25 protein-coding genes and 1 tRNA gene are annotated in these 25176 nt (G+C 70.2%); 12 read left to right on the top strand and 14 right to left on the bottom strand.

Annotated features, from left to right (window positions below):
• Nucleotides 1–10: 10 nt before the first annotated feature.
• The gene (locus AC1RN5_RS05850; protein WP_493040316.1) at nucleotides 11–376 is read right to left on the bottom strand and encodes a DUF6285 domain-containing protein; all 366 of its coding nucleotides are present in this window, start codon (nucleotides 374–376) and stop codon (nucleotides 11–13) included.
• Nucleotides 373–1359: a phosphotransferase family protein gene (locus AC1RN5_RS05845; protein WP_493040314.1), complete on the bottom strand. Its 987-nt coding sequence runs from the start codon at nucleotides 1357–1359 to the stop codon at nucleotides 373–375. Before AC1RN5_RS05845 ends, AC1RN5_RS05850 begins: the two co-directional genes overlap by 4 nt.
• Before the next feature lie 117 nt (nucleotides 1360–1476).
• Here AC1RN5_RS05845 and AC1RN5_RS05840 point away from each other — a divergent pair, with 117 nt between their 5' ends.
• Nucleotides 1477–2817, top strand: a complete 1341-nt coding sequence (locus AC1RN5_RS05840; RefSeq protein WP_493040313.1) for an acyl-CoA dehydrogenase family protein — start codon at nucleotides 1477–1479, stop codon at nucleotides 2815–2817.
• A gap of 6 nt (nucleotides 2818–2823) precedes the next feature.
• On the opposite strand, the gene AC1RN5_RS05835 is transcribed toward AC1RN5_RS05840, so the two are convergent.
• Together AC1RN5_RS05835 and AC1RN5_RS05830 are read right to left on the bottom strand one after the other, a co-directional pair.
• On the bottom strand, nucleotides 2824–3564 hold the full coding sequence (locus AC1RN5_RS05835) for a hypothetical protein (protein WP_493040312.1): 741 nt from the start codon (nucleotides 3562–3564) through the stop codon (nucleotides 2824–2826).
• Between the two features lie 11 nt (nucleotides 3565–3575).
• Entirely contained in the window at nucleotides 3576–4973 is a 1398-nt protein-coding gene (locus AC1RN5_RS05830; RefSeq protein WP_493040311.1) for a Mur ligase domain-containing protein, read from the bottom strand.
• A gap of 270 nt (nucleotides 4974–5243) precedes the next feature.
• On the opposite strand from AC1RN5_RS05830, the gene AC1RN5_RS05825 reads away from it, so the two are divergent.
• Nucleotides 5244–6284, top strand: a complete 1041-nt coding sequence (locus AC1RN5_RS05825) for a DUF7064 domain-containing protein (protein WP_493040310.1) — start codon at nucleotides 5244–5246, stop codon at nucleotides 6282–6284.
• Nucleotides 6285–6348: 64 nt separating this feature from the next.
• A tRNA-Asn gene (locus tag AC1RN5_RS05820) sits at nucleotides 6349–6424 on the top strand.
• Between the two features lie 31 nt (nucleotides 6425–6455).
• Here AC1RN5_RS05820 and AC1RN5_RS05815 read toward each other — a convergent pair.
• On the bottom strand, nucleotides 6456–7550 hold the full coding sequence (locus AC1RN5_RS05815) for a tetratricopeptide repeat protein (protein WP_493040309.1): 1095 nt from the start codon (nucleotides 7548–7550) through the stop codon (nucleotides 6456–6458).
• A 174-nt stretch (nucleotides 7551–7724) separates the two neighbouring features.
• Between AC1RN5_RS05815 and AC1RN5_RS05810 the strand changes: the two genes are divergently transcribed.
• A complete protein-coding gene (locus AC1RN5_RS05810; RefSeq protein WP_493040308.1) occupies nucleotides 7725–8468 on the top strand; it encodes a TspO-related membrane protein in 744 nt (247 codons plus the stop codon).
• Between the two features lie 3 nt (nucleotides 8469–8471).
• Here AC1RN5_RS05810 and AC1RN5_RS05805 read toward each other — a convergent pair whose 3' ends face one another.
• A complete protein-coding gene (locus AC1RN5_RS05805) occupies nucleotides 8472–9458 on the bottom strand; it encodes a GlxA family transcriptional regulator (protein WP_493040307.1) in 987 nt (328 codons plus the stop codon).
• A gap of 248 nt (nucleotides 9459–9706) precedes the next feature.
• Here AC1RN5_RS05805 and AC1RN5_RS05800 point away from each other — a divergent pair, with 248 nt between their 5' ends.
• From AC1RN5_RS05800 to AC1RN5_RS05790, 3 genes are all read left to right on the top strand, one after another.
• Nucleotides 9707–10813, top strand: a complete 1107-nt coding sequence (locus tag AC1RN5_RS05800) for a DJ-1/PfpI family protein (protein ID WP_493040305.1) — start codon at nucleotides 9707–9709, stop codon at nucleotides 10811–10813.
• 122 nt (nucleotides 10814–10935) lie between these two features.
• The gene (locus AC1RN5_RS05795) at nucleotides 10936–11274 is read left to right on the top strand and encodes a protocatechuate 4,5-dioxygenase subunit alpha (protein WP_493040304.1); all 339 of its coding nucleotides are present in this window, start codon (nucleotides 10936–10938) and stop codon (nucleotides 11272–11274) included.
• A 4-nt stretch (nucleotides 11275–11278) separates the two neighbouring features.
• Nucleotides 11279–12151: a class III extradiol dioxygenase family protein gene (locus AC1RN5_RS05790; RefSeq protein ID WP_493040303.1), complete on the top strand. Its 873-nt coding sequence runs from the start codon at nucleotides 11279–11281 to the stop codon at nucleotides 12149–12151.
• Here AC1RN5_RS05790 and AC1RN5_RS05785 read toward each other — a convergent pair.
• The gene (locus tag AC1RN5_RS05785; RefSeq protein ID WP_421932042.1) at nucleotides 12148–12306 is read right to left on the bottom strand and encodes a hypothetical protein; all 159 of its coding nucleotides are present in this window, start codon (nucleotides 12304–12306) and stop codon (nucleotides 12148–12150) included. The two genes, AC1RN5_RS05790 and AC1RN5_RS05785, sit on opposite strands and share 4 nt — an antisense overlap.
• 69 nt (nucleotides 12307–12375) lie before the next feature.
• Nucleotides 12376–13752 (bottom strand): DUF6880 family protein, encoded by a 1377-nt coding sequence (locus AC1RN5_RS05780; RefSeq protein WP_493040302.1) that lies wholly within the window; start codon nucleotides 13750–13752, stop codon nucleotides 12376–12378.
• Between the two features lie 131 nt (nucleotides 13753–13883).
• On the opposite strand from AC1RN5_RS05780, the gene AC1RN5_RS05775 reads away from it, so the two are divergent.
• Entirely contained in the window at nucleotides 13884–14576 is a 693-nt protein-coding gene (locus AC1RN5_RS05775; RefSeq protein ID WP_493040301.1) for a class I SAM-dependent methyltransferase, read from the top strand.
• A gap of 4 nt (nucleotides 14577–14580) precedes the next feature.
• Here AC1RN5_RS05775 and AC1RN5_RS05770 read toward each other — a convergent pair whose 3' ends face one another.
• The 3 genes from AC1RN5_RS05770 to AC1RN5_RS05760 form a co-directional block, all read right to left on the bottom strand.
• Complete coding sequence (locus AC1RN5_RS05770; RefSeq protein WP_493040299.1) at nucleotides 14581–15408, bottom strand: aldo/keto reductase; 828 nt, start codon at nucleotides 15406–15408, stop codon at nucleotides 14581–14583.
• Nucleotides 15409–15470: 62 nt separating this feature from the next.
• Nucleotides 15471–16253 (bottom strand): SDR family NAD(P)-dependent oxidoreductase, encoded by a 783-nt coding sequence (locus AC1RN5_RS05765; protein ID WP_493040297.1) that lies wholly within the window; start codon nucleotides 16251–16253, stop codon nucleotides 15471–15473.
• Entirely contained in the window at nucleotides 16253–16693 is a 441-nt protein-coding gene (locus tag AC1RN5_RS05760) for a VOC family protein (protein ID WP_493040296.1), read from the bottom strand. The genes AC1RN5_RS05765 and AC1RN5_RS05760 overlap by 1 nt, the downstream gene beginning before the upstream one ends.
• A gap of 293 nt (nucleotides 16694–16986) precedes the next feature.
• On the opposite strand from AC1RN5_RS05760, the gene AC1RN5_RS05755 reads away from it, so the two are divergent.
• The 4 genes from AC1RN5_RS05755 to AC1RN5_RS05740 are packed head-to-tail and all read left to right on the top strand — an operon-like array spanning nucleotide 16987 to nucleotide 22403.
• Complete coding sequence (locus AC1RN5_RS05755) at nucleotides 16987–18012, top strand: efflux RND transporter periplasmic adaptor subunit (RefSeq protein WP_493040295.1); 1026 nt, start codon at nucleotides 16987–16989, stop codon at nucleotides 18010–18012.
• A 30-nt stretch (nucleotides 18013–18042) separates the two neighbouring features.
• Nucleotides 18043–21285, top strand: a complete 3243-nt coding sequence (locus AC1RN5_RS05750) for an efflux RND transporter permease subunit (RefSeq protein WP_493040294.1) — start codon at nucleotides 18043–18045, stop codon at nucleotides 21283–21285.
• A gap of 43 nt (nucleotides 21286–21328) precedes the next feature.
• Complete coding sequence (locus AC1RN5_RS05745) at nucleotides 21329–21895, top strand: helix-turn-helix domain-containing protein (protein WP_493040293.1); 567 nt, start codon at nucleotides 21329–21331, stop codon at nucleotides 21893–21895.
• A gap of 1 nt (nucleotide 21896) precedes the next feature.
• A complete protein-coding gene (locus AC1RN5_RS05740; RefSeq protein ID WP_493040292.1) occupies nucleotides 21897–22403 on the top strand; it encodes a GNAT family N-acetyltransferase in 507 nt (168 codons plus the stop codon).
• Here AC1RN5_RS05740 and AC1RN5_RS05735 read toward each other — a convergent pair.
• From AC1RN5_RS05735 to AC1RN5_RS05725, 3 genes are all read right to left on the bottom strand, one after another.
• Nucleotides 22400–22906, bottom strand: a complete 507-nt coding sequence (locus tag AC1RN5_RS05735; RefSeq protein ID WP_493040290.1) for a GFA family protein — start codon at nucleotides 22904–22906, stop codon at nucleotides 22400–22402. The genes AC1RN5_RS05740 and AC1RN5_RS05735 overlap by 4 nt on opposite strands.
• The gene (locus AC1RN5_RS05730) at nucleotides 22890–23192 is read right to left on the bottom strand and encodes a hypothetical protein (RefSeq protein WP_493040288.1); all 303 of its coding nucleotides are present in this window, start codon (nucleotides 23190–23192) and stop codon (nucleotides 22890–22892) included. The genes AC1RN5_RS05735 and AC1RN5_RS05730 overlap by 17 nt, the downstream gene beginning before the upstream one ends.
• A 76-nt stretch (nucleotides 23193–23268) precedes the next feature.
• Nucleotides 23269–25107: an ABCB family ABC transporter ATP-binding protein/permease gene (locus AC1RN5_RS05725; RefSeq protein ID WP_493040286.1), complete on the bottom strand. Its 1839-nt coding sequence runs from the start codon at nucleotides 25105–25107 to the stop codon at nucleotides 23269–23271.
• Nucleotides 25108–25176: the final 69 nt, after the last annotated feature.

The following is a 25176-nucleotide window of genomic DNA, read 5'->3' as shown; positions in this document are numbered from 1 at the left end:
CGCGCCGCCGCTACCGCCTGGGTCCGGGGTCCGGCTTGTAGTTCGGCTGGTCGATGGCGATCTGCTCGGTGATATTGGCTTTCAGCGCCGCCAGCAGGCCGGGCGTCGCCACGCCCATCTCGCCCGACCGCAGCCGCTCACACAGCTCGTCGTTCAACGCCTTCAGGTCACCGTCATGGCCCAGCAGGTCGCGCAGCCGCGCGGTGGCGGCCGCCTCTGCGGCGGGGCCCAGGGTCAGCTCCCGGCGCACCACCCCCAGCACATTGACCGCCACCCGGGCCAGGAAGGCGTCGCGGGCGGCAAGGCTTGGGCGCACGCCATCGATCCACTTGGCGACGGCGTCCACCAGTTCCTCGGCTTTCGGGTGCTCGATCACAGGCCGGCCTCCAGCAGGTTGACGAGATCGATCTCGGTCTCCGAGACCCGGCGGCCGATCATCGGCCGCTCCACCGAGCTCTCCGCCCCGTTGGCGTAGCTCTGGTACATCATCAGGCACATGATCCCCCATTTGAGGGACCCCAGCGCCTGCCAGTAGAGGACCCGGCTCAGGGGAACCTCGACGCCGCCCGCCTCGGCGTAGCCGTCCAGCAGATCCTGGTACTCTCCGAACCCGCCCACGGGCTTGTCGGCGACGCCGAACCGCCAGGAATTGACGCAGATCCACGAGAGGTCCTCGGCCGGATCCCCCCAGTGGGACAGCTCCCAGTCCAGCACCGCGGCCACGCCAAGGTCCGGATCGAACATGATGTTTCCATTACGGAAATCGCCGTGCAGCAGAACCTCGGCCATCGGGGGCGGCGGGTTCTTCCTCAGGTGCTGCAGGGCCAGTTCCAGGATCGGGCGTTCGGCGCCCGAGGCGCGGTACACCGCGTCGTAACGCTCCAGCTCCTGGGCCGCGTCGGCGTGCTTCAGGGGGATGCCCTCGCCGCGCATCGAATGGATCTGGGCCAGCACCGTGCCGCACTGGCGCGCGAGCTTGGGGCGCACGGCCGCGAATCTCGGATCGGTGACGATCTTGCGGCCCAGGGCCTCGCCGCCGATCCGGGCGGTGATGTGCGCCTCCCCCAGGCCGTCCTCCGGTTTGCACAGCCGGATCAGCGGCGCGACGGGCGCCCCCACCCGGGCCGCCTCGGTGATCAGGGCGGCCTCCGTGGCCAGCGAGGTGGAGCGCGAGGTCGCCTCGTCGAAGGGCCCCGGACGCCGGCGCAGGATCATCTCCCGAGGTCCGCCGGGGCCGGTCAGGGTGAAGGCCCAGGTCTCCATGCTGGCCCCACCCGACAGACGCTGGGCGGCCTCGACGCCCGTCCCTCCGAGGGTCGGCGCGAGTTGCGCAAGCGCTTGTGCGATATCGACTTCCATGACGTGGCGGAACCTCAAGCTGACTTCTGCTTGACGATCTGCGGCCCTGAGCGTCGGCTTGTAAATCGTCAAAATGAACGGCCGCGAGCTTCCAGAAACAGGCCGAAGGGAAACGCCATGGACTTCAACCTCCCCCCCGAACTGGTCGCCTATCTCGGCGAGCTGGACGCCTTCATCGAGGCCAAGATCAAGCCTCTGGAGCAGAAGGACGACAACATCCGCTACTTCGACCACCGGCGTGAATACGAGCGCACCGACTGGGAAGCCGGCGGCCTGCCGAAGAAGGAATGGGAGGAGCTGCTGGGCGAGGCGCGCAAGCTGGCCGACGAGGCCGGCCACCTGCGCTACGCCTGGCCGCCGGAGATGGGCGGCAAGGGCGGCTCCAATCTCGACATGGCCGTGATCCGCGAGCACCTGGCCGCCAAGGGCCTGGGTCTGCACAACGACCTGCAGAACGAGCATTCGATCGTCGGCAACAACCCCTTCATCCTGATGTTCAAGGAGTTCGCCACCAACGCCCAGTACGACCGGGACGGCGCCAAGCTGCTGGCCGGCCAGATGCGCACCACCTTCGGCCTGACCGAACCCAACCACGGCTCTGACGCCACCTTCATGGAGACCCGCGCGGTCCCGCACGAGAAGGACGGCAAGCCCGGCTGGCTGATAAACGGCGAAAAGATGTGGTCGACGGGCATGCACGTGGCCACCCACTGCATGGTCTTCGCCCGCACCAGCGGCAAGGACGGCGACTCCACGGGGATCACCTGCTTCATCGTGCCGGCCGACACGCCTGGCGTGAAGGTCGAGGAGTACCTCTGGACCTTCAACATGCCCACCGACCACCCCCGCGTCAGCTACACCGACGTCTGGATCCCGGAGGACAGCTACTGGGGTCAGATCGACCGGGGCCTCGGCCTCGGCCAGAGCTTCGTGCACCAGAACCGCATCCGCCAGGCGGCCTCGTCCCTCGGGGCGGCGGTCTACTGCATCGAGGAGAGCGTGAAATACGCCCGGGACCGCAAGCCCTTCGGCAAGCCGCTGGCCGACAACCAGGCCATCCAGTGGCCGCTGGTGGAGCTGGCCACCCAGTGCGAGATGCTGCGCTGGCTGATCCGCAAGACCGCCTGGGACATGGACCACATGGAGCACAAGGAGATCGAGCGGCAGATCTCCGACAAGGTCTCCATGTGTAACTACTGGGCCAACCGCCTGGTCTGCGAGGCCGCCGACCGGGCCATGCAGGTGCATGGCGGCATCGGCTATTCCCGCCACAAGCCCTTCGAGCACATCTACCGCCACCACCGCCGCTACCGGATCACCGAGGGCGCCGAGGAGATCCAGATGCGCAAGGTCGCCGCCTTCCTGTTCGGCTTCATGGGGCCGAAGAAGAAGGCCTTCGCCGAGGTCGAGGGGGCGGCCAAGGACGAGTACGTCCAGCCCATCCCCGCCCGTCACTAGAGAACGTCAGGCGCCGGCGATCTCCCGGGCCAGGGCGGGGGGAACCTTGCGCTGGTCCGGCGCCGGCAGGTCGGGCGGACCGGCCGTGGGCTTGGTGACCGTCTGGGCCTGCGACCAGGTCGCGCCCCCGTCCCGGGTTTCATAGCGGAACCAGAGGGTCGCGGCCTCGGCGCGCTCGGCCTTGGCGATCAGGGCGCCCTTGCCGTCGGGGTCCATGGACAGGCTGACGAACTCGGGATGCTCGGCCGGGACATCCAGGCCCTCGGGCGTGGCGAGGCCCGCGCAGACCAGGGCGCCGCCGCCGGTGGGCAGCAGGGCCAGGCCCAGGGGCCCGCCGCCCTCGCGCACGACCTTGGTGACCAGATAGAGCCCCTGCGGCCCGTAGCGGACCGCCTGCACCTGCGAGATCGGGTCGACCATGTAACCGGCCCAGCCGGCGCCGGCCTTGCGGAACACCGTGACGCCCGTGGCGCCGCCGATCACCACCGGGCCGGGGAAGCCGGCGGGCGAGACCACCCGCGCCTCGGGGTCCTCCACCAGCAGGCGGCGGGTCACCTTGTCGAAGGGGGCGGGCGCCGCGCAGTCCCACTCGCCCTCGTGGGCCATCAGGGCTTCGCGGGCGGCGTCGCGCTCGGCCTGGGTCAGGGGCGCGACCGCCGGGGCGGACGGCCGGGCGGGCGCCGGCTTCTGGCAGGCCGCCGCCGTCAGGCCAAGGCAGGCCGCCAGGGCGATGTTCGCAAGGCGCATGGGCCCCTCCCCTATCCGTAGAGCCGGTCCATGACCGGCGGCAGGCTGTCGGGCAGGCCGAGCAGGGGTCCCGAGGACAGCAGCAGGACGATCTCGTCGCCCTTCAGGTGCGACAGGGACTCGGTCACGGCCTGGGCGCTGGTCGGTCCCTCGACCTTGACCCCGGCGGCGGCGGCGCGGGCCAGGATCTCGGCATGGGTGGACTGGTGATGGGTCTCGGCCCCGTGACCCGGCGGCGGGATGATCAGGACCCGGGCCGCGCCCTCGAACACCGTGTCGTACCAGGACAGGGCGTCCTTGCTGCGCCAGGAGAAGGTGTGGGGCTCGAAGACCACGATCAGCGGCCGCTCCGGATAGTGCAGCTGCAGGGCGTCGATGGCCGAGCGGGCCTTCTCGTAGGAGGAGCCGAAGCCCTCGATCAGGGGGATCCTGGAGGTCTTGGTCAGCCGGTCCAGCCGGCGGCGGATGCCCTGGAAGCTCGCCACGCCCCGGGCCAACTTCTCCTGGCTCACCAGATGGCGCTCCAGCAGGAAGGCGCAGACCCCGACGATGTTCTCGATGTTGTGGGCGCCCAGCAGGCTGGTGGTGAGCGGCAGGCGCTCCCCGTCGGGCGCTGTCAGCTTGAAGGTGGTGGTGTCGCCATAGGCCACGTCCTGGCTGAACCAGCCGTCGCAGGGGGCGGTGTCGTACCAGACGGTGTGGGCGTGGGTCTCCCCGGCGATCTTGCGGATGGCCGCGTGATCGCGCGCCACCATCAGCCCGCCCCGCGGCAGGGCGTGCATCAGGTCGATGAACGGCGCCTCGTAGTCGTGGAAGGTGGGGAAGACGTTGACGTGGTCGTGGATCAGCGAGGTCAGCAGCAGGTGCCGGGGGTGGTAGAGGGCGAACTTCGAGCGGGTGTCGCCATGGCCGACGATGTACTCGTCGCCCTCCAGCAGCATCTCGTGGCGGCTGCCCCAGTAGCCCGTGGCCGGCAGGGAGGGCGAGATGGCCCCGATCATCCAGCCGGCGTCATAGTCGGCGCTGCGCAGGATGTGGGCCATCAGGGCGGTGCAGGTGGACTTGCCGAAGGAGCCGGCCACGACGATGTTCTCGCGGCCCTGGGTGGCCTCCCCCACCAGCTCGGCGAAGGTGGTTATGCGCACCCCGCGGGCCCGGGCCGCGGCCACCTCCACATTGTCCTCCCCGCCCAGCTTGGCGCTGGTCCCCAGCACCAGGACGTCGAGATGGTCGGGCAGGTTGGCGGCGTCGAAGCGGTAGGTCACCGGGAAGCCCAGCCCGGCCACATAGGTGGACATGGGCGGGAAGACGTCCTCGTCGGAGCCGGAGACCTGATGCCCGGCGTCGCGCATCATCAGCGCCACCGCGCTCATGCCCGCCCCAGCTATGCCCGTGAAATGTATGTGCATCGCGATTCCGCCTGAGGACCGGCCCTGAGTTAGCCGAGCCCCCGCCCCTCCGTCGAGGGTGTCCCTCGGAACCGGCGGTTAAGACCTGATTAACCATAAGGACCGACTCTGTGGCGGTCTTCCTTGAAGACACCCCACCATCACCACTTTCCAAGCCCGGCTTCGGCCGGGCTCTTTTTTTGGCCCGCGCCATTTTGGATTGGCGGCCCCGGCGTCAAGCGGCGCAAGCTCGACTCGAGACCGCGCGAAGTCGCGGATGGAGGACATGCCATGGCCAAGGCCCCGACCGGTTTCAAGACCCGCCTCGAACCCCAGGACGAGTTCACCCACGATCCTGGCGACGTGAAGAACTACAACGAATCCATGTACTTCAACGTCTTCGATCCGGTGAAGAAGACGGGCGGCTGGTTCCGCATCGGCAACCGCGCCAACGAGCACTACGCCGAGATGACCATCTGCCTCTACCTGCCCGGCGGGCGGGTGGCCTTCATGTTCGCCCGGCCCACCATCACCGACAATTCGGAGATGAACGCCGGGGGACTCAAGGTCGAGGTGGTCGAACCCTTCAAGCGCCTGAAGGTGACCTATTCGGGCAAGGCGCTGATTCTGGAGCGTCCCCACGAGATGGCGGACCCGAAAAAGGCCTTCCGCGACAATCCGTCCCTGCCCTGCACCGTGACCCTCGACTACGAGGGCGTCTCGCCCATGTACGGCGGCGAGACGGTGCGCGAGGACGGGGTCCCGATCGAGATCGATCCGGAGAAGTCCTTCGCCAAGGCCCACTACGAGCAGCACTGCGCGGCCAAGGGCGTCTTCACCGTCGGCGACGAGCGATTCGAGATCGAGGGCTTTGGTCTGCGCGACAAGTCCTGGGGCCCGCGCCACTGGCAGGCCATCGACTGGTACCGCTGGTGCCCGATGAATTTCGGCCGCGACTTCGGGATGATGCTGTCGGTGATCGGCGACGGAAAGGGCGGCGCGCGCCAGGGCGGCATGGTGTTCGCCGACGGCGCCTACGACCTGATCGAGGAATGCGTGATCGACTCGGACTGGGACGAGAACGGCTACCAGACCGCCCTGCGGGCCAAGGTGAAGACCCACGGCGGCAAGGCCTATGAGGTCACCGGCGAGGTCATGTCCCTGATCCCCCTGCGCAACCGCCGCACCACGCCGGACGGTCAGGAGCTGCAGACCCGCATCACCGAGGGCATGACCCGCTATCGTTGCGGCGACCTGGTGGGCTACGGCCTCAGCGAGTACCTGGACCAGATCGTGGACGGTAAGCCGAACGGCAAGACCGCGGGCTATTGAAAGAGGTCGCGCAGCGACTTGCACCGACGCGCGGGCCATCGTATACGCCCGCCTCCAACGGTGATCCCGGATAGCTCAGCTGGTAGAGCAGTCGGCTGTTAACCGACTTGTCGCAGGTTCGAGTCCTGCTCCGGGAGCCATTGGAACCGCCGCCCAAGCGCGGCGCAGCCCTCAACCTATGTCGCCCCGCGCCAGGTCCGCGCCGATCGCGGCGATGACCGGTCCCCAGGCGTGATCGGACCCCTGGCGGTAGAGGCGCACGCTCGGATACCAGGGGCTGTCGCTCGCCCGGTCCAGCCAGCGCCAGTCGACCCCCAGCACCGACAGCAGCACCCAGCAGGGCTTACCCAGGGCCCCGGCCAGGTGAACCATGGAGCTGTCCACCGTCACCACCAGGTCGAGCTGGGCGATCAGGGCCGCGGTGTCGGCGAAGTCCCGGGCCCCGCTCGCGGCGGGATCGAGGTCGAAAACCTGGCCCGGCAGGACGGCGGCGAGCTGGGCGGCCTGGTCCGCGGAGAGCGACCGATGACGGTCATTGCCGTTGGTGGGGCTGCCCCGGGTGGCCAGGCCGATCTTCAAGCCCGGCGGCAGGGCCGGCCAGGTCGCCGGGGTGCTGAGATAGGGTTCCGCCGGCAGCCTCTCCAGGGTGGTCCCCAGAGGCGCCGGCAGGCCGCCGGCCATGGCCCAGTAGTCGGGATCGGGAAACTCCACCGCCCCGGCGGCGGCCAGCACCCGGGCGCGGGGGAAGCTGTGGGCGAACAATCGCTCGAGGCTTGGCCGACACAAGAGGGTGACCTCGGCGCCCAGGGCCTGGAGCTGGGGGACGAAGCGGGCGAACTGGATCTGGTCGCCGAACCCCTGCTCGGGGAAGATCACGATATGCTTGCCGGCCAGGTCCTCGCCCCGCCATTCGGGATAGGGGAAGTCCCTGGGCGTAGGCAGCCGCATGGCCGGAATTTCGTGGCGCGCCCCATAGAGCTTCCAGCCTTCCAGGTATCGGCCTTGGGCCATCAGCGCCAAGCCCAGGCCCAGCCGGGTCTCGGGGCTTGGGGCGATCGCCAGGGCGCGGCGCAGCTCGGCCTCGGCCAGCTGGTAGCGGCCGGTCTGGTAGAGCAACTGGCCCAACTGATGCCGGGCCTGCGCCAGCTTGGGCGCCGACAGGGTGAGGCGGCGCAGCAGGCGCTCGGCCTCGTCCAGCCGTCCCGCCTCGTGGGCCGCCACCGCCTGGGCGAGCAGGGCGGCGACGCCGGGATCGATCAAGTTCATTGGCTCCAGATAATCCGCCGCCGCCGCCCCCGCCACAATGAAAAATGGCCCGCCGCCGCGCCCGGTTCCCCGGGGCGGCGAACCGCCGCAACATCGCCCCCGCGCGAACCGTGGGCGCGGCGGGGAACCGACGCCGTCGCCCCGCGCTCCTAGGGTTTCAAGCGGAGCCATGACATGACCGGACGACCCCTCGGACGAAGCCTCGTCGTCCTGCTGGCTGTGGCGGCGGCCATCGCCATCCCGGCGATCCAGGCCACCCAGCACATCGGGCTGTCGGCCGCCGAGTTCGCCGGACAAGGCGACCAGACCCTGAGGGCCGCGGGCTACGCCTTCTCCATCTGGGGCCTGATCTATCTGGGCCTGACCGCCTACGCCCTCTACCAGGTCACGATCGCGCCCGAGACCCCGACCCTGCGGGCCCTGGCCTGGCCTTCGGTGGTGGCGATCGCCGGCTGCGGCGCCTGGATCCTGGCCTCGGCCTTCAACGCCCAATGGCTCAGCGTGGTGATCATCATCGTCTCGGCGGCGACCTTGATCGTGGGCCTGACGCGCGCCCGGACGCAGGCGCCCCTGCCCGCCTTCCGCGACCGTCTGCTGATCGTCTGGCCCCTGTCCCTGCTGGCCGGCTGGCTGACCATCGCCTCGGCCATAAACATCCTCACCGTGCTCACGGCCCAAGGGGTGATCGGACCCGACCTGACCTGGGCGGTGCTGGGGATCGCCGCGGTGCTGCTGACCGGGGGCGCGATGGGCTGGCGGCTGGCCTCGCCGGTCTATCTGGCGCCCATCATCTGGGGCCTGGCGGCGGTCTATGTGGCCGAGCAGGCCGACAAGCCGAACGCGGCCTGGCTGGCGGCGGGGGCGGCGGTCCTGTTGGCGATCGAGGCCCTGATCCTGCTGCGCCGCCGCAGCGCCTAGAGCTTAGGCCGCCACCCGCCCGAACCGCTGGCGGTACTCGCCGGGCGTGATCCCCACCCGCTTCTGGAAGGCGCGGTGCAGGCCGTCCAGGCTGCCGAACCCGGCCCGCTCCCCCACCCGCGCCAGGGGCCAGTCGGAGGTCTCCAGCAGGGCCTTGGCCCGGTCCACCCGCGCCAGCTCCACGAAGGTGGCCGGGGTGGTCCCCATCTCCTTCTGGAAGACGCGGGAGAAGGTGCGCTCGGTCATGCCGCCGCGCCGGGCCAGTTCGGGCAGGCTGAGGTCGCCGGTGGGGTCGGCGCTGATCTCGGCCACCAGCTTGCGCAGGCGCGGCGTGGCGGCGGCCTGGACGCCGAGCCCCGCGCTGAACTGGGTCTGCCCGCCGGGCCGGCGCATGAACAGCACCAGGTTGCGGGCCACCGCCAGGGCCACCTCCGCCCCGAGGTCCGCCTCCACGAAGGCCAGGCACAGGTCGATCCCCGCCGTCACCCCGGCCGAGGTGTAGAAGGGCGGATCGGCCACGAAGATGGCGTCGGGCTCCAGCCGGACGGCGGGACGGAAGGCCCGCATCTGGTCGCAGGAGTCCCAGTGGGTGGTGGCGCGGCGCCCGTCCAGCAGCCCGGCCTCGGCCAGGACGAAGGCGCCCGAACAGACGCTGCCGATCCGCCGGACGCTCTCGCGGCGCGCCCGCAGCCATTCCACCAGGCCGCTGCCCCGCATGGAGACCAGGCCCGTCTCGTCCCCGCCGGCCACCAGCACGGTGTCCAGGTCGTTCGGCAGGTCGGCGAGGCCGACGAAACCCGCCAGCCTCAGGCCGGAATTACAGGTGATCTCTCCGCCCTCAAGCGCCGCCAGAATGATCCTGTAGGCGGTGACGCCGGCGAAGCGGTTGGCCATGGCGAACACTTCCAGCGGGCCCACGAGATCGAGGGACTGGGCGCCGTCATAGCCGATCAGGGCGATGTTGCGGGGGGTGGGGCGAGGGTCGGTCATTGGCGTAATTTGCGACATCAATGACATTTCCGCCAGCGATTTCTCGCCCTAGGGTCCGGTCATCGACAACCCGATGAAGGAACCAACCCATGTCCGACCCCTGCGCCAACGAAAACTGCAGCTGCCAACCCTGCGCCTGCGGCCCCGACTGCCAGTGCGGCGAGAGCTGCGCCTGCAACGCCCCGAGCCAGGCGAGCGCCCCTGCCGCCTCGCAAGACTGACGCCCGCTTCCTCCCCGGAGACCTGACATGCGCACCCCCGTCCTCGCCGCCGCGGCCACCGCGGCGACCCTCGCCTTCCTGCAACCGGTCACGCCCTGGGCCGCGACGGGGCCGAGCGTGGCGCTTGTCGCGGCCGACGGCCTGACCCTGCCGGCCCCCAAGGCCGGTCGGGCCAGGCCGCTGGTGGCGGTCCTGGCCGACAACGCCGGGACCGAGACCACCGACTTCACCATCCCCTACGGCGTGCTCAAGGAATCGGGCGTCGCCGAGGTGCGCAGCGTCTCCACCGGCCCCGGCGCGGTCCGGCTGAGGCCCGCCCTGCGGGTCATGGCCGACCAGACCATCGCCCAGTTCGACGCGGCCGAACCCGCCGGCGCCGATATCATCATCGTGCCCGCCCAGGTGAAGCCCAAGAGCCCCGAGCTGGCGGCCTGGCTGCGAGCCCAGGCGGCCAAGGGCGCCGTGGTGGTCTCCATCTGCGAGGGGGCCCGGGTCCTGGCGAACGCCGGCCTGCTGCACGACAAGCGCGCCACCACCCACTGGTCGGCCCTCAAGGGTCTGACCAAGGCCTATCCCGACACCACCTGGGTGCGCGACCGCCGCTATGTGCAGGACGGGCGCGTGATCTCCACCACCGGGGTCTCGGCCTCGATCCCCGCCTCCCTCGCCCTGGTGGAGGCCATCGGCGGCCGCCCGGTCGCCCAGGCCACCGCCGAGCGCATCGGCGTGCGCGAATGGGGTCCCGCCCACCGCACCGCCGACTTCCAGGTGACCGGCTCCGACTATCGTCACGGGGTCGCGGCCCTGGCGGCCTTCTGGCGTCACGAGACGGTGGAGGTCCCCCTGGCCGACGGCGTCGACGAGGTGGCCCTGGCCCTGCGCGCCGACACCTGGTCGCGCAGCTACCGGACCCATGTGGCGATCACCCGGCCGGGCCTCGGATCCGTGCGCTCCCGCCACGGCCTGACCATCCTGGCCACCGGCGAGCCCAAGGCGGGCGCCTACCGCCTGCCCCTGAAGTCGGGCCCGGTCGCCGCCCAGATCGAGGGCGACCTGACCGCCATGGGACGCCGCTACGGCCCGGAGGCCGCGCGCCTGGCCAAGCTCGGCCTGGAGTACGACCCGCCGCGCTAGCGCCTGTCGCCCCGTCGTTCGCGTCACAAACCGTCAGCGGGAATGACGGTCGGCTTGACCCAGATCAAGGGCGCCCGCCGGGCGCGGTGATCGCCTGCCCTTCGAATTGAGGGAGCCGGATCATGACGACGCGGGCCGAGGCGCTGGGCGTGTTCGACGGGGCCATGGCCCAGCGGGGCTATGGCCTCAACAAGATGTGCTTCTCGTTCAACGAGGCGGCCAACCGGCAGGCCTTCCTGGCCGACGAGGAGGCCTACGGGCGGCGCTTCGGCCTCACCGAGGCCCAGCGCCGCGCCGTCGCCGACCGCGACGTCCTGGCCCTGCTGGCCGAGGGCGGCAACATCTACTACCTGGCCAAGCTGGCCGGGATCCTGGGGCTCAGCGTCCAGGACCTGGGCGCCCAGCAGACCGGGGTCACGGTCGAGGCCTTCAAGGCCAAGCTGCTGGCGGCGGGGGCCTGAGACCATGGCCACCATCGTCGGCGGCCTGGCCGTCTCCCACGTGCCGGCCATCGGCGCCGCCATCGCCAACCACCGCGAGGGCGAGCCCTACTGGAAGCCCTTCTTCGACGGCTTCCCCGCCGCCCGGGCCTGGCTGGACAAGGTCAAGCCGGACGCCTGCGTGGTGCTCTACAACGACCACGGCCTGAACTTCTTCCTCGACAAGCTGCCCACCTTCGCCGTCGGCGCGGCGGCGGAATACAGCAACGCCGACGAGGGCTGGGGCCTGCCGGTGCTGGCGCCCTTCGCCGGCGACCGCGACCTGTCCTGGCACATCATCGAGCATCTGATCGCCGAGGAGTTCGACCTGACCACCTGCCAGGAGATGCTGGTGGACCACGCCTTCTGCATTCCCATGGAGCTGTTCTGGCCTCACGGCGCGCCGCCGCCGGCGGTGCCCGTCGCCATCAACACCGTCCAGCACCCCCTGCCCTCGCCCCGCCGCTGCTTCAAGCTGGGCCAGGCCATCGGCCGGGCCATCGAGGCCTATGACCAGGACCTGAAGGTGGTGGTGATCGCCACCGGCGGCCTGTCGCACCAGCTGGAGGGAGAACGGGCCGGCTTCATCAACCGCGACTTCGACGAGATGTGCCTCGAGGCCCTGGCGACCGATCCCTCGCCGCTCACGGCGCACTCCAGCCTGGACCTCGTCGAGCAGGCGGGGTCGCAAGGGGTGGAGCTGCTGATGTGGATCGCCATGCGCGGCGCCATGACCGGCCAGGTCTCGCGGGTCCACCAGCACTACCACATCCCCATCTCCAACACGGCCGCGGCCCTGCTGGTGCTGGAGAACCTGCCAGCGACGGCCGTCGCGGAGCGGACGCCTGAGCGGGTCTAGAAGGTCGCGGCCGCCATCTTGGCGATCCAGACCGCCAGCAGGGTCACGAGGGTTCCGGTGAGCAGGCCGCGGGCGAAGGCGCCGTGCCGTTCCCACCAGACTCGCCGCGCCCGAAACCGCTGAGCGCGATCAATCCGTCGTTTCTGCATCGCCATGGGCGACCCTGTGCGCCTCGAACGAGTCCGCCGCAAGGCCCGACCGCGGCCTTTGCGGGGCGCCGGGCGTCAGGCCTGTGGAGTGTGTCCTACCCGACCCACAAAGTCGGCGTGGGATTCATAGTCCCCGAAATCGGCGATCTGGGGGGCGAGGATGGCGCAGTCGGCCATCCAGCGCTCGGCGTCGGCGAAGCGGTCGCGGCGGTTGAACCGCAGGGTCCGCCCGATCATCGCCCGGTAAAGCAGGGTCGCGGCCAGGGGGTGGCGGCCCTCCAGCACCTGGGCGGCGGCCTCCAGCCCCTCATAGTCGTCGCCGTCGATTTCGCCGGCGCGGGCCAGGATCAGGGCGGCGGCCTGGCTGGGCGCCGGCCAGGCCAGGAAGAAGCGCAGGGCGGCGGGGAAGCTCTTGAACCCCGCCACATGGGCCATGGCCCGGTCCTCGGCCTCCACGTCGTCGAAGTCGGGCAGGCGCTTGAGATAGGCCCGCAGCCGGTCGGCCGACAACCGCTGCTCGAAGGCCGTCCAGCGCACCGCCTGGGCGGCGTCGGCCTGGCCGTCGGCCTCCAGGGCCTCGAGATAGGCGTCCTCCCAGGCCTTCAGGCTGGGGGCCGAGGCCACGACCCGGGCCTGCGAACGCGCCACGTCGGCGAAGGCGGGCGGGGCCGAGCGCTTGAGGGCCGCCAGGGCCTCCGGCGCGCGGCCGGCGGCGGTGAGGCGGCTGGCGATCTGGGCGCCGGTCCAGGGCTGCAGGGCTTCGCTGGCGGTGATGGTGGCGATGAAGCCGTCCACGTCGCCCTGGGCGTCGGCCAGCGCCTGGACCGCGGCGCGCAGTGCGGGCTTGGGCCGGCCGCGCCGAGCGATGGCGGCCTCCAGCAGGTCACGCAGCCGGGCGATCCCGGCGGCGTCCAGGGCCGGCAGCAGGATCTCCACCAGGCGCACGAAGATCTCGTTCTCGTCGGTCTCCAGGGCCTGGAAGGCGCGCTCGGCCAGGGCCAGGCTCGAGCCCCCGGCCCGCGCGGCGACGGGTCCCAGGTCCTCCACCGCGGCCAGGAACACCACCTCCACCTCGCCCTTGTCGTCCTTGGTGAGCGACAGGACGCCCTCGGCCATGTCGACGAAGCGCCAGAGGAAATCCAGCGCCAGGGCCGGGTTCTCCTGGGCCATCTTGCCGGCGATCATCGCGCGCTGGAGCTCCAGGTCGCGGACGAACTCCTTGTACTTGCGCCAGTGGACGCGGGAGCGGCGGGTCTCGATGGCCGCCAGCCGCTTGGCCACCTCGGCGGCCAGGTCCTCGGCCCCCACCTCGCCGGCCAGCTCCAGGCGCAGGCGCCGCTTGATGGTGGGCTGGGCCTCGGCGACGTCCACCAGGATCGCGGCCAGCCGCGCGGCGCCCAGGTCGGCCAGGTTGGCGGCCGTGACGGTCTTGCGGGAACCCGGACGCTTCACCAAAAACTCTCTCCCTGGCCGCCCCACGCCTCTACCCGGAACCGGCCGCCCGCGCCATCGGTCCGCCGACGGAACGCTTGCCCGGGATGTCCGTTCTCCGGTGTCGGGCCATGCCCTGGGGGACTTGCGACATGGATCAGGCCGAAGCCGAAGCGATCGTGGCCTCGCGCCCGTGGTGGTACCACCGCTTCGAGATCTTTCCCGGCGTGGTCACCCCCGGCGTCTACGATCCCAGCGGCACCCTGAGCGAGCTCGGCCTGCCCGACGACATGACGGGCATGACCGTCCTCGAGATCGGTCCCGCCGACGGCTACTTCACCAAGATGCTGACGGCCCGCGGCGCCTCGGTCACCGCCGTCGACTACGCGGCCAAGGACTTCTACGGCTTCGCCGACATGGAGCGGCTGTCGGGGCGCAAGTTCCGGTTCATCCGCGCCAATGTCTACGAGCTGGACACCCTGCCCATCGAGCCCTTCGACGTGGTGATCTGCCTGGGGGTCCTCTACCACCTGCCCGACCCGTGCCGGGCCCTATGGTCGCTGCGCCGCTACGCCAAGGGAACCTTCATCCTGGAGACCCTGGTCAGCCGCAAGCACGAGGACGAGCCCTTCGCCGAGTACCTGCCCGGCGACAGCAACAACCAGGACTTCACCAACTTCTGGGCGCCCAATCCCCTGTGCTGCGACAGGATGCTGGCCGACGCCGGCTTCGTCGTGGAGTCGCAATGGATCAACGAAAGCCGCGGCATGTTCCGCTGCCGGGTCCATGCCGGGACCCGGACCTCCCGGAAGATGGAAGTGGCCTACGACTATCTGAGCGCCTGACGGGTCAGCCGAAGGCGGCGGGATCGGGGCCGATGCGGCCGTCGGCGGCGTCCAGGCCCTCGATGGCCTTCAGGTCCGCGGCGTCGAGGGCGAAGTCGAACACCTGGAAATTGGCCACGATGCGGGCCGGGGTCACCGACTTGGGGATCACCGTCAGGCCCAGGTCCACGTGCCAGCGGATGATCACCTGGGCCGCGGTCTTGCCGTGCTTGGCGGCGATCTCGCCAATCACCGGATCGTCCAGCAGCCGGCCTTGGCCCAGCGGGCTCCAGGAGGTGGTGGCGATCCCCTTGGCGGCGTGGAAGGCGCGCAGCTGCGCCTGCTGCCAGCGGGGGTGCAGCTCGATCTGATTGGCGGCCGGGGTCACCCCGGTCTCGCCGATGATCCGCTCCAGGTGCGGGATGGCGAAGTTGGAGACCCCGATGGACCTGGCCCGGCCCTCCTCGCGCAGGCGGATCAGCGCCTTCCAGCTCTCCAGATAGAGGTTCTGGGTCGGGGCCGGCCAGTGGATCAGGTAGAGGTCGACATAGTCCATGGAGAGTCGCGCCAGGCTCTTGTCGAAGGCCGCCAGCGCCGCGTCATAGCCCTGGTTCTCGTTCCACAGCTTGGTGGTGATGAAGAGCTTGTCGCGGGCCACCCCCGAGCGCTTCACTCCTTCGCCCACGCCGGGCTCGTTGCGATAGGCCGCGGCGGTGTCGATGGCCAGGTAGCCGGCCGCCAGCGCCGTGGCCACCGTGTCGGCGGTGGTCTCGGCCGGGCTCTGCCAGACCCCGAGCCCCACCTGGGGCATCAGCCGGCCGTCATTGAGCGTCAGGAAGGTTTGGTCGGTCATGGGGGCTCCGGGCTGGCGAGGGTCGGGCCCAGACATAGGCCGTGTCGCCCGCCGTCCAAGGCCTAATCCACCGCCACCGTATAGTTGAGGGCCAGCCGCCCGCCGTCCGGATAGAGGGTCTGGCCGGTCATGTAGGAGGCGTCGTCGCTGGCCAGGAACAGGGCGACCTTGCCGATCTCCGAGGGCTCGCCGAACCGCTTCATCGGCGTGCGCGCCAGCACCCGGCGGCGCGCGTCCTCGTTCTCCATCACGTCCTTGAGGATGTCGGTGGAGATGGTGCCCGGCCCGATGGCGTTGACCCGCACGCCGTGGGGGGCGAGGGCCAGGGCCATGGACTTGGTCAGCTGGGCGATCCCGCCCTTGGAGGCCACGTAGGCGATCTGGTTGGGGATCGCGACGACGGCGTTGATGGAGGACATGTTGATGATCGCCCCCCGGATCTTGGCGTCCACCATGTGGCGGGCCACGGTCTGGCCGATCACGAAGGGCGCCCGCAGATTGACCGCCATCACCCGGTCGAAGTCGGCCAGGTCGCAGTCCAGGATGTCGCCCGGCGCCAGGATGCCGGCGTTGTTCACCAGGATGTCGATCCGCCCCAGCAGGGCCGCCGAGCGGATCACCGCCTTCTGGGCCGCGGCGGCGTCGGAGACGTCGCAGGGCACGGCGTGGACCTTGCGGCCGCTCTGCCTGGCCAGGTCCTTGGCCGCGGCGGCCAGGCGCTTGTCGTCGATGTCCATCAGGGCCAGGTCGCAGCCCTCGGCGGCGAAGGCCTCGGCGCAGGCCAGGCCGATGCCGCCGGCCGCCCCGGTGATCAGGGCCGCGCGCCCCGCCAGCCGATCGCCCATCACCAGACCCCGGTGTTGGGCATCGAGACCCAGGGCTCGGCCGGGGCCTTGGCGGGCCCGGCCTGCAGCAGCTCCACCGAGATGCCGTCCGGCGAGCGGACGAAGGCCATGTGGCCGTCCCTGGGCGGCCGGTTGATGGTCACCCCGCCGGCCTGCAGCCGGGCGCAGGTCTCGTAGATGTCGTCCACGGCATAGGCCAGGTGGCCAAAGTTGCGCCCGCCCTGATAGTCCTCGGGGTCCCAGTTGTAGGTCAGCTCGACGGTGGGGGCGCGGCTGGCCTTGGCCATCTCCTCGTCGCCGGGAGCGCAGAGGAAGACCAGGGTGAAACGTCCCCCCTGGTTCTCGACGCGGGAGACCTCCTTCAGCCCCAGCTTGTCGCAATAGAAGGCCAGGGAGGCGTCGAGGTCGGCCACGCGGACCATGGTGTGCAGATATCTCAAGACGTCTCCTTTTCGTTCAACCCTGGATAGTGTCCAAGGCTCAGCTTGGGCCCGGGGGCACGTGCATGCCGATCCTGCGGCTTCACGGGCACAATATGCGGCCATACATCATCCTGTCCGCGATTTCATTTGCGCTCGCAGAACGGTGGCATCAAAAGCCACTGCAACCTATCTGCATAGGATTGCGGGGCGGGCGGCCGACTCATGTGCGGACGCCGAACGACTGCTGCGCTCGGGGAAACGGCTGTATGCGCGTCAAATCTTCTTACCTCTTCGCGGGCGGAATCTTGCTCGTGGCCGCCTTGTACTTCCTGATCGGCTCGCTGTTCGGCGGGGGCGAGAAGAAGGACGGCGCCCAGGCCAAGACGACGTCCACCTCCACCCTGCCCTCGGTCCAGGTCGCCCTGACGCCGGAGAGCGTCCACGAGTACGCCGTGGTGATCCGCGGCCGCACCGAGTCGGCCCGCACGGTGTCGGTCAAGTCCGAGAGCCCCGGCACGGTGGCCGCCACCCCCGCCACCGAGGGTAGCTATGTGGCCAAGGGCGCGGTGCTCTGCCGCCTGAACGTCGACGCCCGCCAGGCGACCCTGGACCAGGCCCGCGCGGCCCTGCGCTCGCGTCAGCTGAGCCAGCAGGCCTCGGTGGAACTGGCCAAGAAGGGCTTCCGCTCCCAGACCCAGGTTCTGCAGGACCAGGCCAATCTCGACAACGCCGCGGCCCTGGTCCGCCAGGCCGAGATCGGGGTCGAGCAGATGAACATCCGCGCGCCCTTCTCCGGGGTGTTCGACAAGCGCGAGGCCGAGATCGGGGCCTATCTGTCGCCGGGCCAGGCCTGCGGCACCATGATCGAGCTGAACCCGCTGCTGATCGTCGGCGACCTGCCCGAGACCGACGCCGGCAAGCTGCACGTCGGCGCCCCGGCCACCGCCACCCTGCTGTCGGGGGAGCGCCTGTCGGGCCGCGTCCGCTACGTCGCCCGCGACGCCGACGCCCAGACCCGCACCTATCATGTGGAGGTCGCCGCGGCGAACCCCAACATGGCCGCCCGCTCGGGCCTCTCGGCCACCGTCCGCATCTCCGCCGGGGTCGGCCCCGCCCACCAGGTGCCGGTGTCGTCCCTGGTGCTGGACTCCGCCGGCCGCCAGGGCGTCCGCTATGTCGAGGCCAACAATCAGGTGGCCTTCGCCCCGGTCACGGTGATCGAGGAAACCCCCGGCGGCGTCTGGGTCGCGGGGCTCCGCGGTCCGGTGCGCGTCATCACGGTCGGCCAGTCCTACGTGGCCGAAGGTCAGAAGGTTCGGGTCGCCAGCGCGCGCTAAGCCGCGCCCGCGCCCCTGGAGATAGAGACGATGATCGGACCCTTGATCGACGGCGCGATAAAACGGCGCAAGGTCGTGCTGGGCGTCACCCTGATCGCCAGCATTTTCGGCTTCCTGGCCTACAACTCGATGCCGCGGGAATCCAACCCCGACATCACCATCCCCTTCGTCTCGGTGGTGGTGCCCTATCCGGGCGTCAGCCCCGAGGACGCCGAGCGGCTGCTGGTCAAGCCCATGGAGACCGAGCTTCAGAGCATCGAGGGCCTGAAGCAGATGAACGCCGTGGCCCGCCAGGGCATGGCCGTCGTCAATCTCGAGTTCGAGGCCGACTTCAACAAGGACAAGGTCCTGGAGGACGTCCGCGCCAAGGTCGACCTGGCCCGGGGCAAGTTCCCCCCGGACGCCGAGGAGCCGATCATCGAGGAGGCCAACTTCTCCGGCGACCCCGTCATCGGCATCGTGCTGTCGGGCGCGGCGCCCGAGCGCGAGCTGGTGCGGATCGCCCGAGACCTGCAGGACCGCCTGGAGGCCACCCCCGGGGTGCTGGAGGCCAGCCTCAGCGGCGGCCGCGAGGAGTTCCTCGAGGTCACCGTCGATCCCATGCGGATGGAGGCCTACAACGTCACCACCGGCGAACTGGCCCAGGTGATCAGCCGCAACAACCAGTTGGTGCCGGCCGGCGACCTGCGCTCCGGCGCCGGCAAGTTCGCGGTCAAGGTCCCCGGCGTGGTGGAGAAGCCCGAGGACATCCTCTCCCTGCCCATCAAGAAGAACGGCGACCGCCTGATCACCGTGGGCGACATCGGCGACGTGCGGCGCACCTTCAAGGAAGCCAGCTATATCAGCCGCTTCAACGGCCAGCCCGCCTACTCCCTGGACGTCTCCAAGCGCTCCGGCGCCAACGTCCTGGAGACCGTCAAGAAGGTCCGGGCCGTGGTGGCCGAGGAGCAGAAGCGCTGGCCCGAGACGGTCAAGGTCTCCTACATCTTCGACGAGAGCGACTTCATCGGCCGCACCCTGATCGTGCTGGAAAGCGGCCTGATGTCGGCCACCCTGCTGGTGATGATGATCATCGTCGCCAGTCTCGGAATCCGTCAGGGCCTGATGGTGGGGCTGGCGATCCCGGCCTGTTTCATGCTGGCCTTCCTGATGCTCAACGCCATGCACGTGACCCTCAACCAGATGGTCATGTTCGGCATGGTGCTGGCGGTGGGGATCCTGGTGGACGGCGGCATCGTGGTGGTGGAGTACGCCGACCGCAAGATGGCCGAGGGCATGCCCAAGGGCGAGGCCTTCGCCGCCGCCGGCAAGCGCATGTTCTGGCCGGTGCTGAACGGCACCCTGACCACGCTCTGCGCCTTCATCCCCTTCATGTTCTGGAACTCGATCGCCGGGAAGTTCATGAGCTTCCTGCCGCTGACCCTGTTCTTCGTGCTGGGCGCCTCGATCTTCGTGGCCCTGATCTTCACGCCGGCGCTCGGTTCCATCGTCGCCCGCAAGGCCGCGGTGGACGCCGAGCACCTGGCCGAGATCGAGAAGTCCGAGCGGGGCGACCCGCGCGAGATGACCGGCTTCATGGGCTGGTACGCCCGCAACATCAGCTTCCTCGGCCAGCATCCCTTCCGGGTGATGGCCGCGACCCTGGTGATCATCGTCGGGGTCTTCTACTGGTTCGGCCACACCAAGCACCGGACCGAGTTCTTCCTGGATCAGGACCCCGAGTTCGTGGCCGTCTACGTCAAGGCGCGGGGCAACATGTCGCCCGAGGCCCAGGACAAGCTGGTGAGCCAGGTGGAGGCCCGCCTGCAGGGCATCAAGGGCGTCAACTCCATCTTCGTCCGCAGCGGCTCGGCCAGCAGCGGCGGCGGCCCCAACGCCCCGCCCAACGACACCATCGGCCGCATCAATGTCGACTTCCAGGACTACGAGGACCGCAAGGCGCTCGGCCTGCGCGGCAAGGACATCGCCAACGAGGTGCGCAAGCGCGTCACCGACATCCCCGGCATGCAGGTCGAGGTGCGCGAGCCCCAGGGCGGCCCGCCCACCGGCAAGGACGTGCAGGTCGAACTGCGCGGCAACGACCCCGTGGCGCTCAACAAGGCCGCCAACCTGGTGAAGGCCAAGCTGGCCGCCGATCCCCAGCTGATCGAGCTGGAGGACAACCGCACCTCGCCGGGCATCGAGTGGAACCTCGCCGTCGACCGCGAGGCCGCCGGCCGCTACGGCGTCGACGTGCTCACCGTCGGCCAGGCGATCCAGTACACCACCGGCGGCGTGCTGGTGGGCCGCTTCCGCCCCGACGACGCCGAGGACGAACTGGACATCCGGGTGCGCTTCACGCCCGAGGGTCGCAACGTGGCGGCCTTCGAGAACATGAAGATCTCCACGGCCCTGGGTCCGGTGCCCGCCAGCTACTTCATCAAGCGCGTCCCGGCCCAGCAGGTGACCAACATCCAGCGCCGCGACAGCCAGCGCCTGGTGATCGTCCAGGCCAACGCCGTCGAGGGCGTCGCCGCCAACCAGAAGATCGCCCAGCTCAAGCCCTGGCTGGAGAAGGCGCCCATCGACCCCTCCGTCCGCTGGAAGTTCACCGGCGCCGACGAGGAGGGCCAGAAGGCCGCCGTCTTCTTCATGACCGCCATGTCGGCGTCCCTGTTCATGATGGGGGTGATCCTGCTGTGGCAGTTCAACAGCTTCTACGGCGTGCTGGTGACCCTCTCGGCGGTGGCGCTCTCCACCGTCGGCGTGCTGCTGGGGGTGCAGATCAACCTGATGCACACCTTCGACTACATCTCGGTGATCATGCTGGGGACCGGGGTCGTGGCCCTGGCCGGGGTCGTGGTGGGCCACAACATCGTGCTGGTGGACACCTACTACCAGCTCCGCCGCTCGGGCTACGAGGCCGACGACGCCGCCGTCCGCGCCGCCGCCCAGCGGTTCCGGCCGGTGATGCTCACCACCCTGGTGACGGTGGTGGGCCTGCTGCCGCTGATGTTCCAGATCCACCCGAACTTCCACAACGCCCACATCGAATACAAGGCGCCGGGGTCGGAGTGGTGGGTGCAGCTCTCCGGCGCGGTGGTCTGGGGCCTGTCCTTCGCCACCCTGCTGACCTTGATCCTGACCCCGGTCCTGCTGGCCGCCCCCAAGGTCATGGGCCGCCGCTTCGCCTGGCTCTGGGCCCGCACCCTGGGCCCGCGCCTGCGCCGCAAGACGCCCCGGGATCGCCAGCTGGTCTTCGGTGACGACGACGTGCCCAAGGCCGCCGAGTAGGGCCTCGGTTGCCTGAGGCGTCATCGTCCACTATACAGGACGAATGCCGACTATAGTGGACGATACCGGCGCCCGCATCGCCGCGCGCCTTCGGCTCGAGCGCGACGCCCGCGGCTGGTCCCTGGCCGAGGTGGCCGAACGGTCGGGGGTGGCCAAGGCCACCATCAGCAAGATCGAGCGCGAGGAGATGAGCCCCACGGCGGTCATCCTGGTGCGGCTGGCCGGCGCCTTCGACCTGACCCTGGCGGGCCTGCTGCTGCGGGCCGAGGGCCAGGAGGACCGGCTGTCGCGGGCCGCCGACCAGCCGGTCTGGCGCGATCCGGAGACCGGCTATCTCCGCCGCCAGGTGTTCAGCCGGCCCGACCATCCGGTGGAGCTGGTGAGCGTCGACATGCCTGCCGGGCGGAAGGTCACCCTGCCCGCCTCGTCCTACGCCCGCATCCGCCAGGTGGTCTGGGTCCAGGCCGGCGAGCTGACCATCCACGAGGGCGGCGAGCGCCACCGCCTGGCCGCCGGCGACGCCCTGGGCTTCGGCCCGCCCGGCGAGGTCACCATCGCCAACGAGACCGCCGAGCCCTGCGCCTATGTCGTCGCCCTGGCCCGGAGCTGACATGTTCGACATCCGCCCCCTCGGCCCCGACGCCGCGCCCCGGCTCCGCGACCTGCTCATCGAGGTGGTGGCCGGCGGCGCCTCGGTCAGCTTCATGCATCCCCTGTCGAAGGCCGATTCCGCCGCCTTCTGGGACGGCGCCCTGGGCGCCGCCGCCGAGGGCAAGCGCGTCGTCCTCGGGGCCTGGGAGGGCGAGGTCCTGGCCGGCACGGTGACCCTGCTGCTGGATTGCCCGCCCAACCAGCCGCACCGCGGCGAGATCGCCAAGCTGATGGTCCGCGAGAGCTGTCGCGGCCGGGGGATCGCCGCGGCCCTGATGCGCGCGGCCGAGGCTCTCGCCCGCCAGCATGGCCGCTCCCTGCTGGTGCTCGACACCGCCAGCGACGGCGGCGCGGCGGGGCTCTATGAGGGCCTGGGCTATGTCCGCGTGGGCGAGATCCCCGACTACGCCCTGAAGCCCCACGGCGGCCTCAGCGGGACGATCCTCTACTGGAAGCGCCTCAGCTAGAACATGCCGTCCGGCGCCGGCGGGGTCTTGCGCGGCCGCACGAACATCACCCCCGGATAGGCCTTCAGGGGCGCCATCTTCTCCCCGCGCCAGGTCCAGTCGGCCATCTGCGCCACCGAGGTGTGGTAGCGCGGCTCGCGGCCGGTCCGCTCGGCGAACAGGGCGCGGGGAATGTTGACCATCTTCGGCGAGCGTGGCCGCTCATAGAACAGCGGCGTGCCGCAGGTCCCGCAGAAGCTGCGCGCCGTCCCCAGCTCCGGATCCTCGTAGCGGCGGATGTGCGCCTCCCCCTCCAGGATGCGGAACCGGCTGCGCCAGCTCCCCACATAGGTGGCGTAGGCCGCCCCCTGGGCATGGCGGCTGGCCGCCGAATGGTCATGCCAGGCCCAGACCGCCGGCACGTCGATCTCCAGCCTCACGGCCCCGCAAACGCACCGTCCTACCGACTGCACGGCGGAGGCCTTGGGCTTGGGGGTCTTGGGAGCGCTAGCGGGCTTGCGCATCGGCCGACGCCTCTCGGACCACGCAGGGCCGGGGCCCGACGCCATAGGACGCCCCCCACACCTGTCGTCCCTCCCCGACCCGGATGCGGTCGCCCAGATGGCACCCATGGCCTCCGGAGAGCCTCACCGTGACCTGGCGGTCCGAGAGCTGGATGTGGGCCACCGGATAGCTCCCCTCCTCGGTCTCGCCGACTCCAAACCCCGTGACCCGCCCGACCCGTTCGACATTGGGGGCCATCCTCGGCAGCACGACAGCCGCCAGGGCGACCAGAATGACTGCGCCCAAGGCGACGCCGATGCCCCCCTGATGTTGGGAGAGCCAGAACCGGATCAGCGTCGATCTCCTCGCCGTGGCCATAGAGCTACTGCTCCCGCGTCTGCCGCCGCCAGAGCGCCGCGTATTCTCCGGCCTTCGCCAGCAGTTCCGCGTGGGTGCCCCGCTCGACGATCCTGCCCCGCCGCAGGACCACGATCTGGTCGGCGTCGACGATGGTGGAGAGGCGGTGGGCCACCACCAGGGTGGTGCGGCCGGCGCGGACCTTGCGCAGGGTGGCCTGGATCGCCTCCTCGGTGCGGCCGTCCAGAGCGCTGGTGGCCTCGTCCAGGATCAGCACGCGGGGATTGGCCAGCAGGGCGCGGGCGATCCCCACCCGCTGGCGCTCGCCCCCCGACAGCTTCAGGCCGCGCTCGCCCACCATGGTGGACATGCCGTTGGGCAGGGCGTCGATGAAGGGCCCCAGCTCGGCGTCCTCGGCGGCCTTGCGCACCTCCTCCGGCGTCGCGTCGGGCCGGGCGAAGCCGATATTGGCGTAGACCGTGTCGTTGAACAGGGCGACGTCCTGCGGCACCAGGGCCACGGCCCGGCGCAGGGAGGCCTGGCGCACCTGGCGCAGGTCCATGCCGTCGATCGTCACCCGTCCCGCCTGGGGATCGATCAGCCGCAGGGCCAGGCGCACCGCCGTGGTCTTGCCGGCGCCGGAGGGGCCGACGATGGCCGTGGTGGTCCCCGGCGGGGCGTGGAAGCTGACCTCCTTCAGGCCGCTGGAGCGGGCGTCGTGCTGGAAGGTCACGCCCTCGAAGGCCACGTCGGCGCCGTGCGCCGCCGAGGGCGGCAGGTCGGCGGCGTCGGCGGCGTCGACGATGTCGGGCTTCAGGGCCGTCAGGCTGACCATCTGCTCCATGTCGATGAAGGCCTGGCGGATCTCGCGATAGTTGAAGCCCAGCATGTTCAGGGGCTGGTAGATGCCGGTCAGCAGCAGGATGGCGGTGGTGACGTCGCCGATCCGCATGCGCCCCTCGATCACCTCCAGCCCGGCCAGCACCGTCATCAGGGCCAGGCCGATGGTCAGGATCACCGCCTGCACGGCGTTGAGCAGGGAGAGCGAGGTGTTGGCCTTCACCGAGGCGACCACATAGTCGCCCATGGCGGCCTCGTACTGGGCCACGGTGCGGGTCTCCGACCCGAAGGTCTTCACCGTCTCGTAGTTCATCATGGCGTCCACCGAGAGCCCCGCCGAGCGGCTGTCGGCCTCGTTCAGCTCGCGCCGGTGGCTGAGCCGCCAGTCGGTGATCCGGAACGTCACCACCGTGTAGATGACGATGGTCACGAAGGTGGTGGCCGCGAACCGCCAGTCCAGCCGCAGGACCATCACCACCAGGGCCATCACCAGTTCGACCGCCGTGGGACCCAGGTTGAACACCACGCTGCGGATCAGGAAGTCGGTGGAGCGCGAGCCCCGGTCGATGATGCGCGCCAGCATTCCGGTCTGCTTGCCCTGGTGGAAGTCCAGCGACAGGGCGAGCGCATGGGCGAAGGTCTCCACCGCGGCCTTGGCCATGGTGGACTGCGACACGGTGGTGAAGATGGCGTCGCGCAGATAGGGGGCGCAGGAGGACACCAGCCGCAGGCCCGCGAAGGCCAGGGCCAGGACCACGAAGTCCGCGCCGATGGCCACGGCCTGCCCGGCGGCGGGCGACAGGGTGTTGATGGCGTCCCCCAGCATCACCGGGGCGGTGACGCCGGCCAGCTTGCCGACGAACACGGCGGCGAGCGCCACCGGGATGCGCCAGGACAGGCCCTTGGCGCCCGAGCGCATGACCAGCCGGCCGAGGTCGGCCATCGAGGCCCAGAAGCTGAACTTCACCGAGGGCGGCGACACGGCCCCCGGACTTGCGAACCGCCGGTCACCGCCGGCGTGCATGAATGTCACCTTGAAAATGCTCCGTTCGAGAGCGCGACGGCCGAAATCCGGACGTCACGCGATAGGCGA

This window comes from Phenylobacterium sp. GW821-FHT12F10 (genome assembly GCF_058806695.1).
This window is presented reverse-complemented; position numbering and strand designations above follow the sequence as displayed.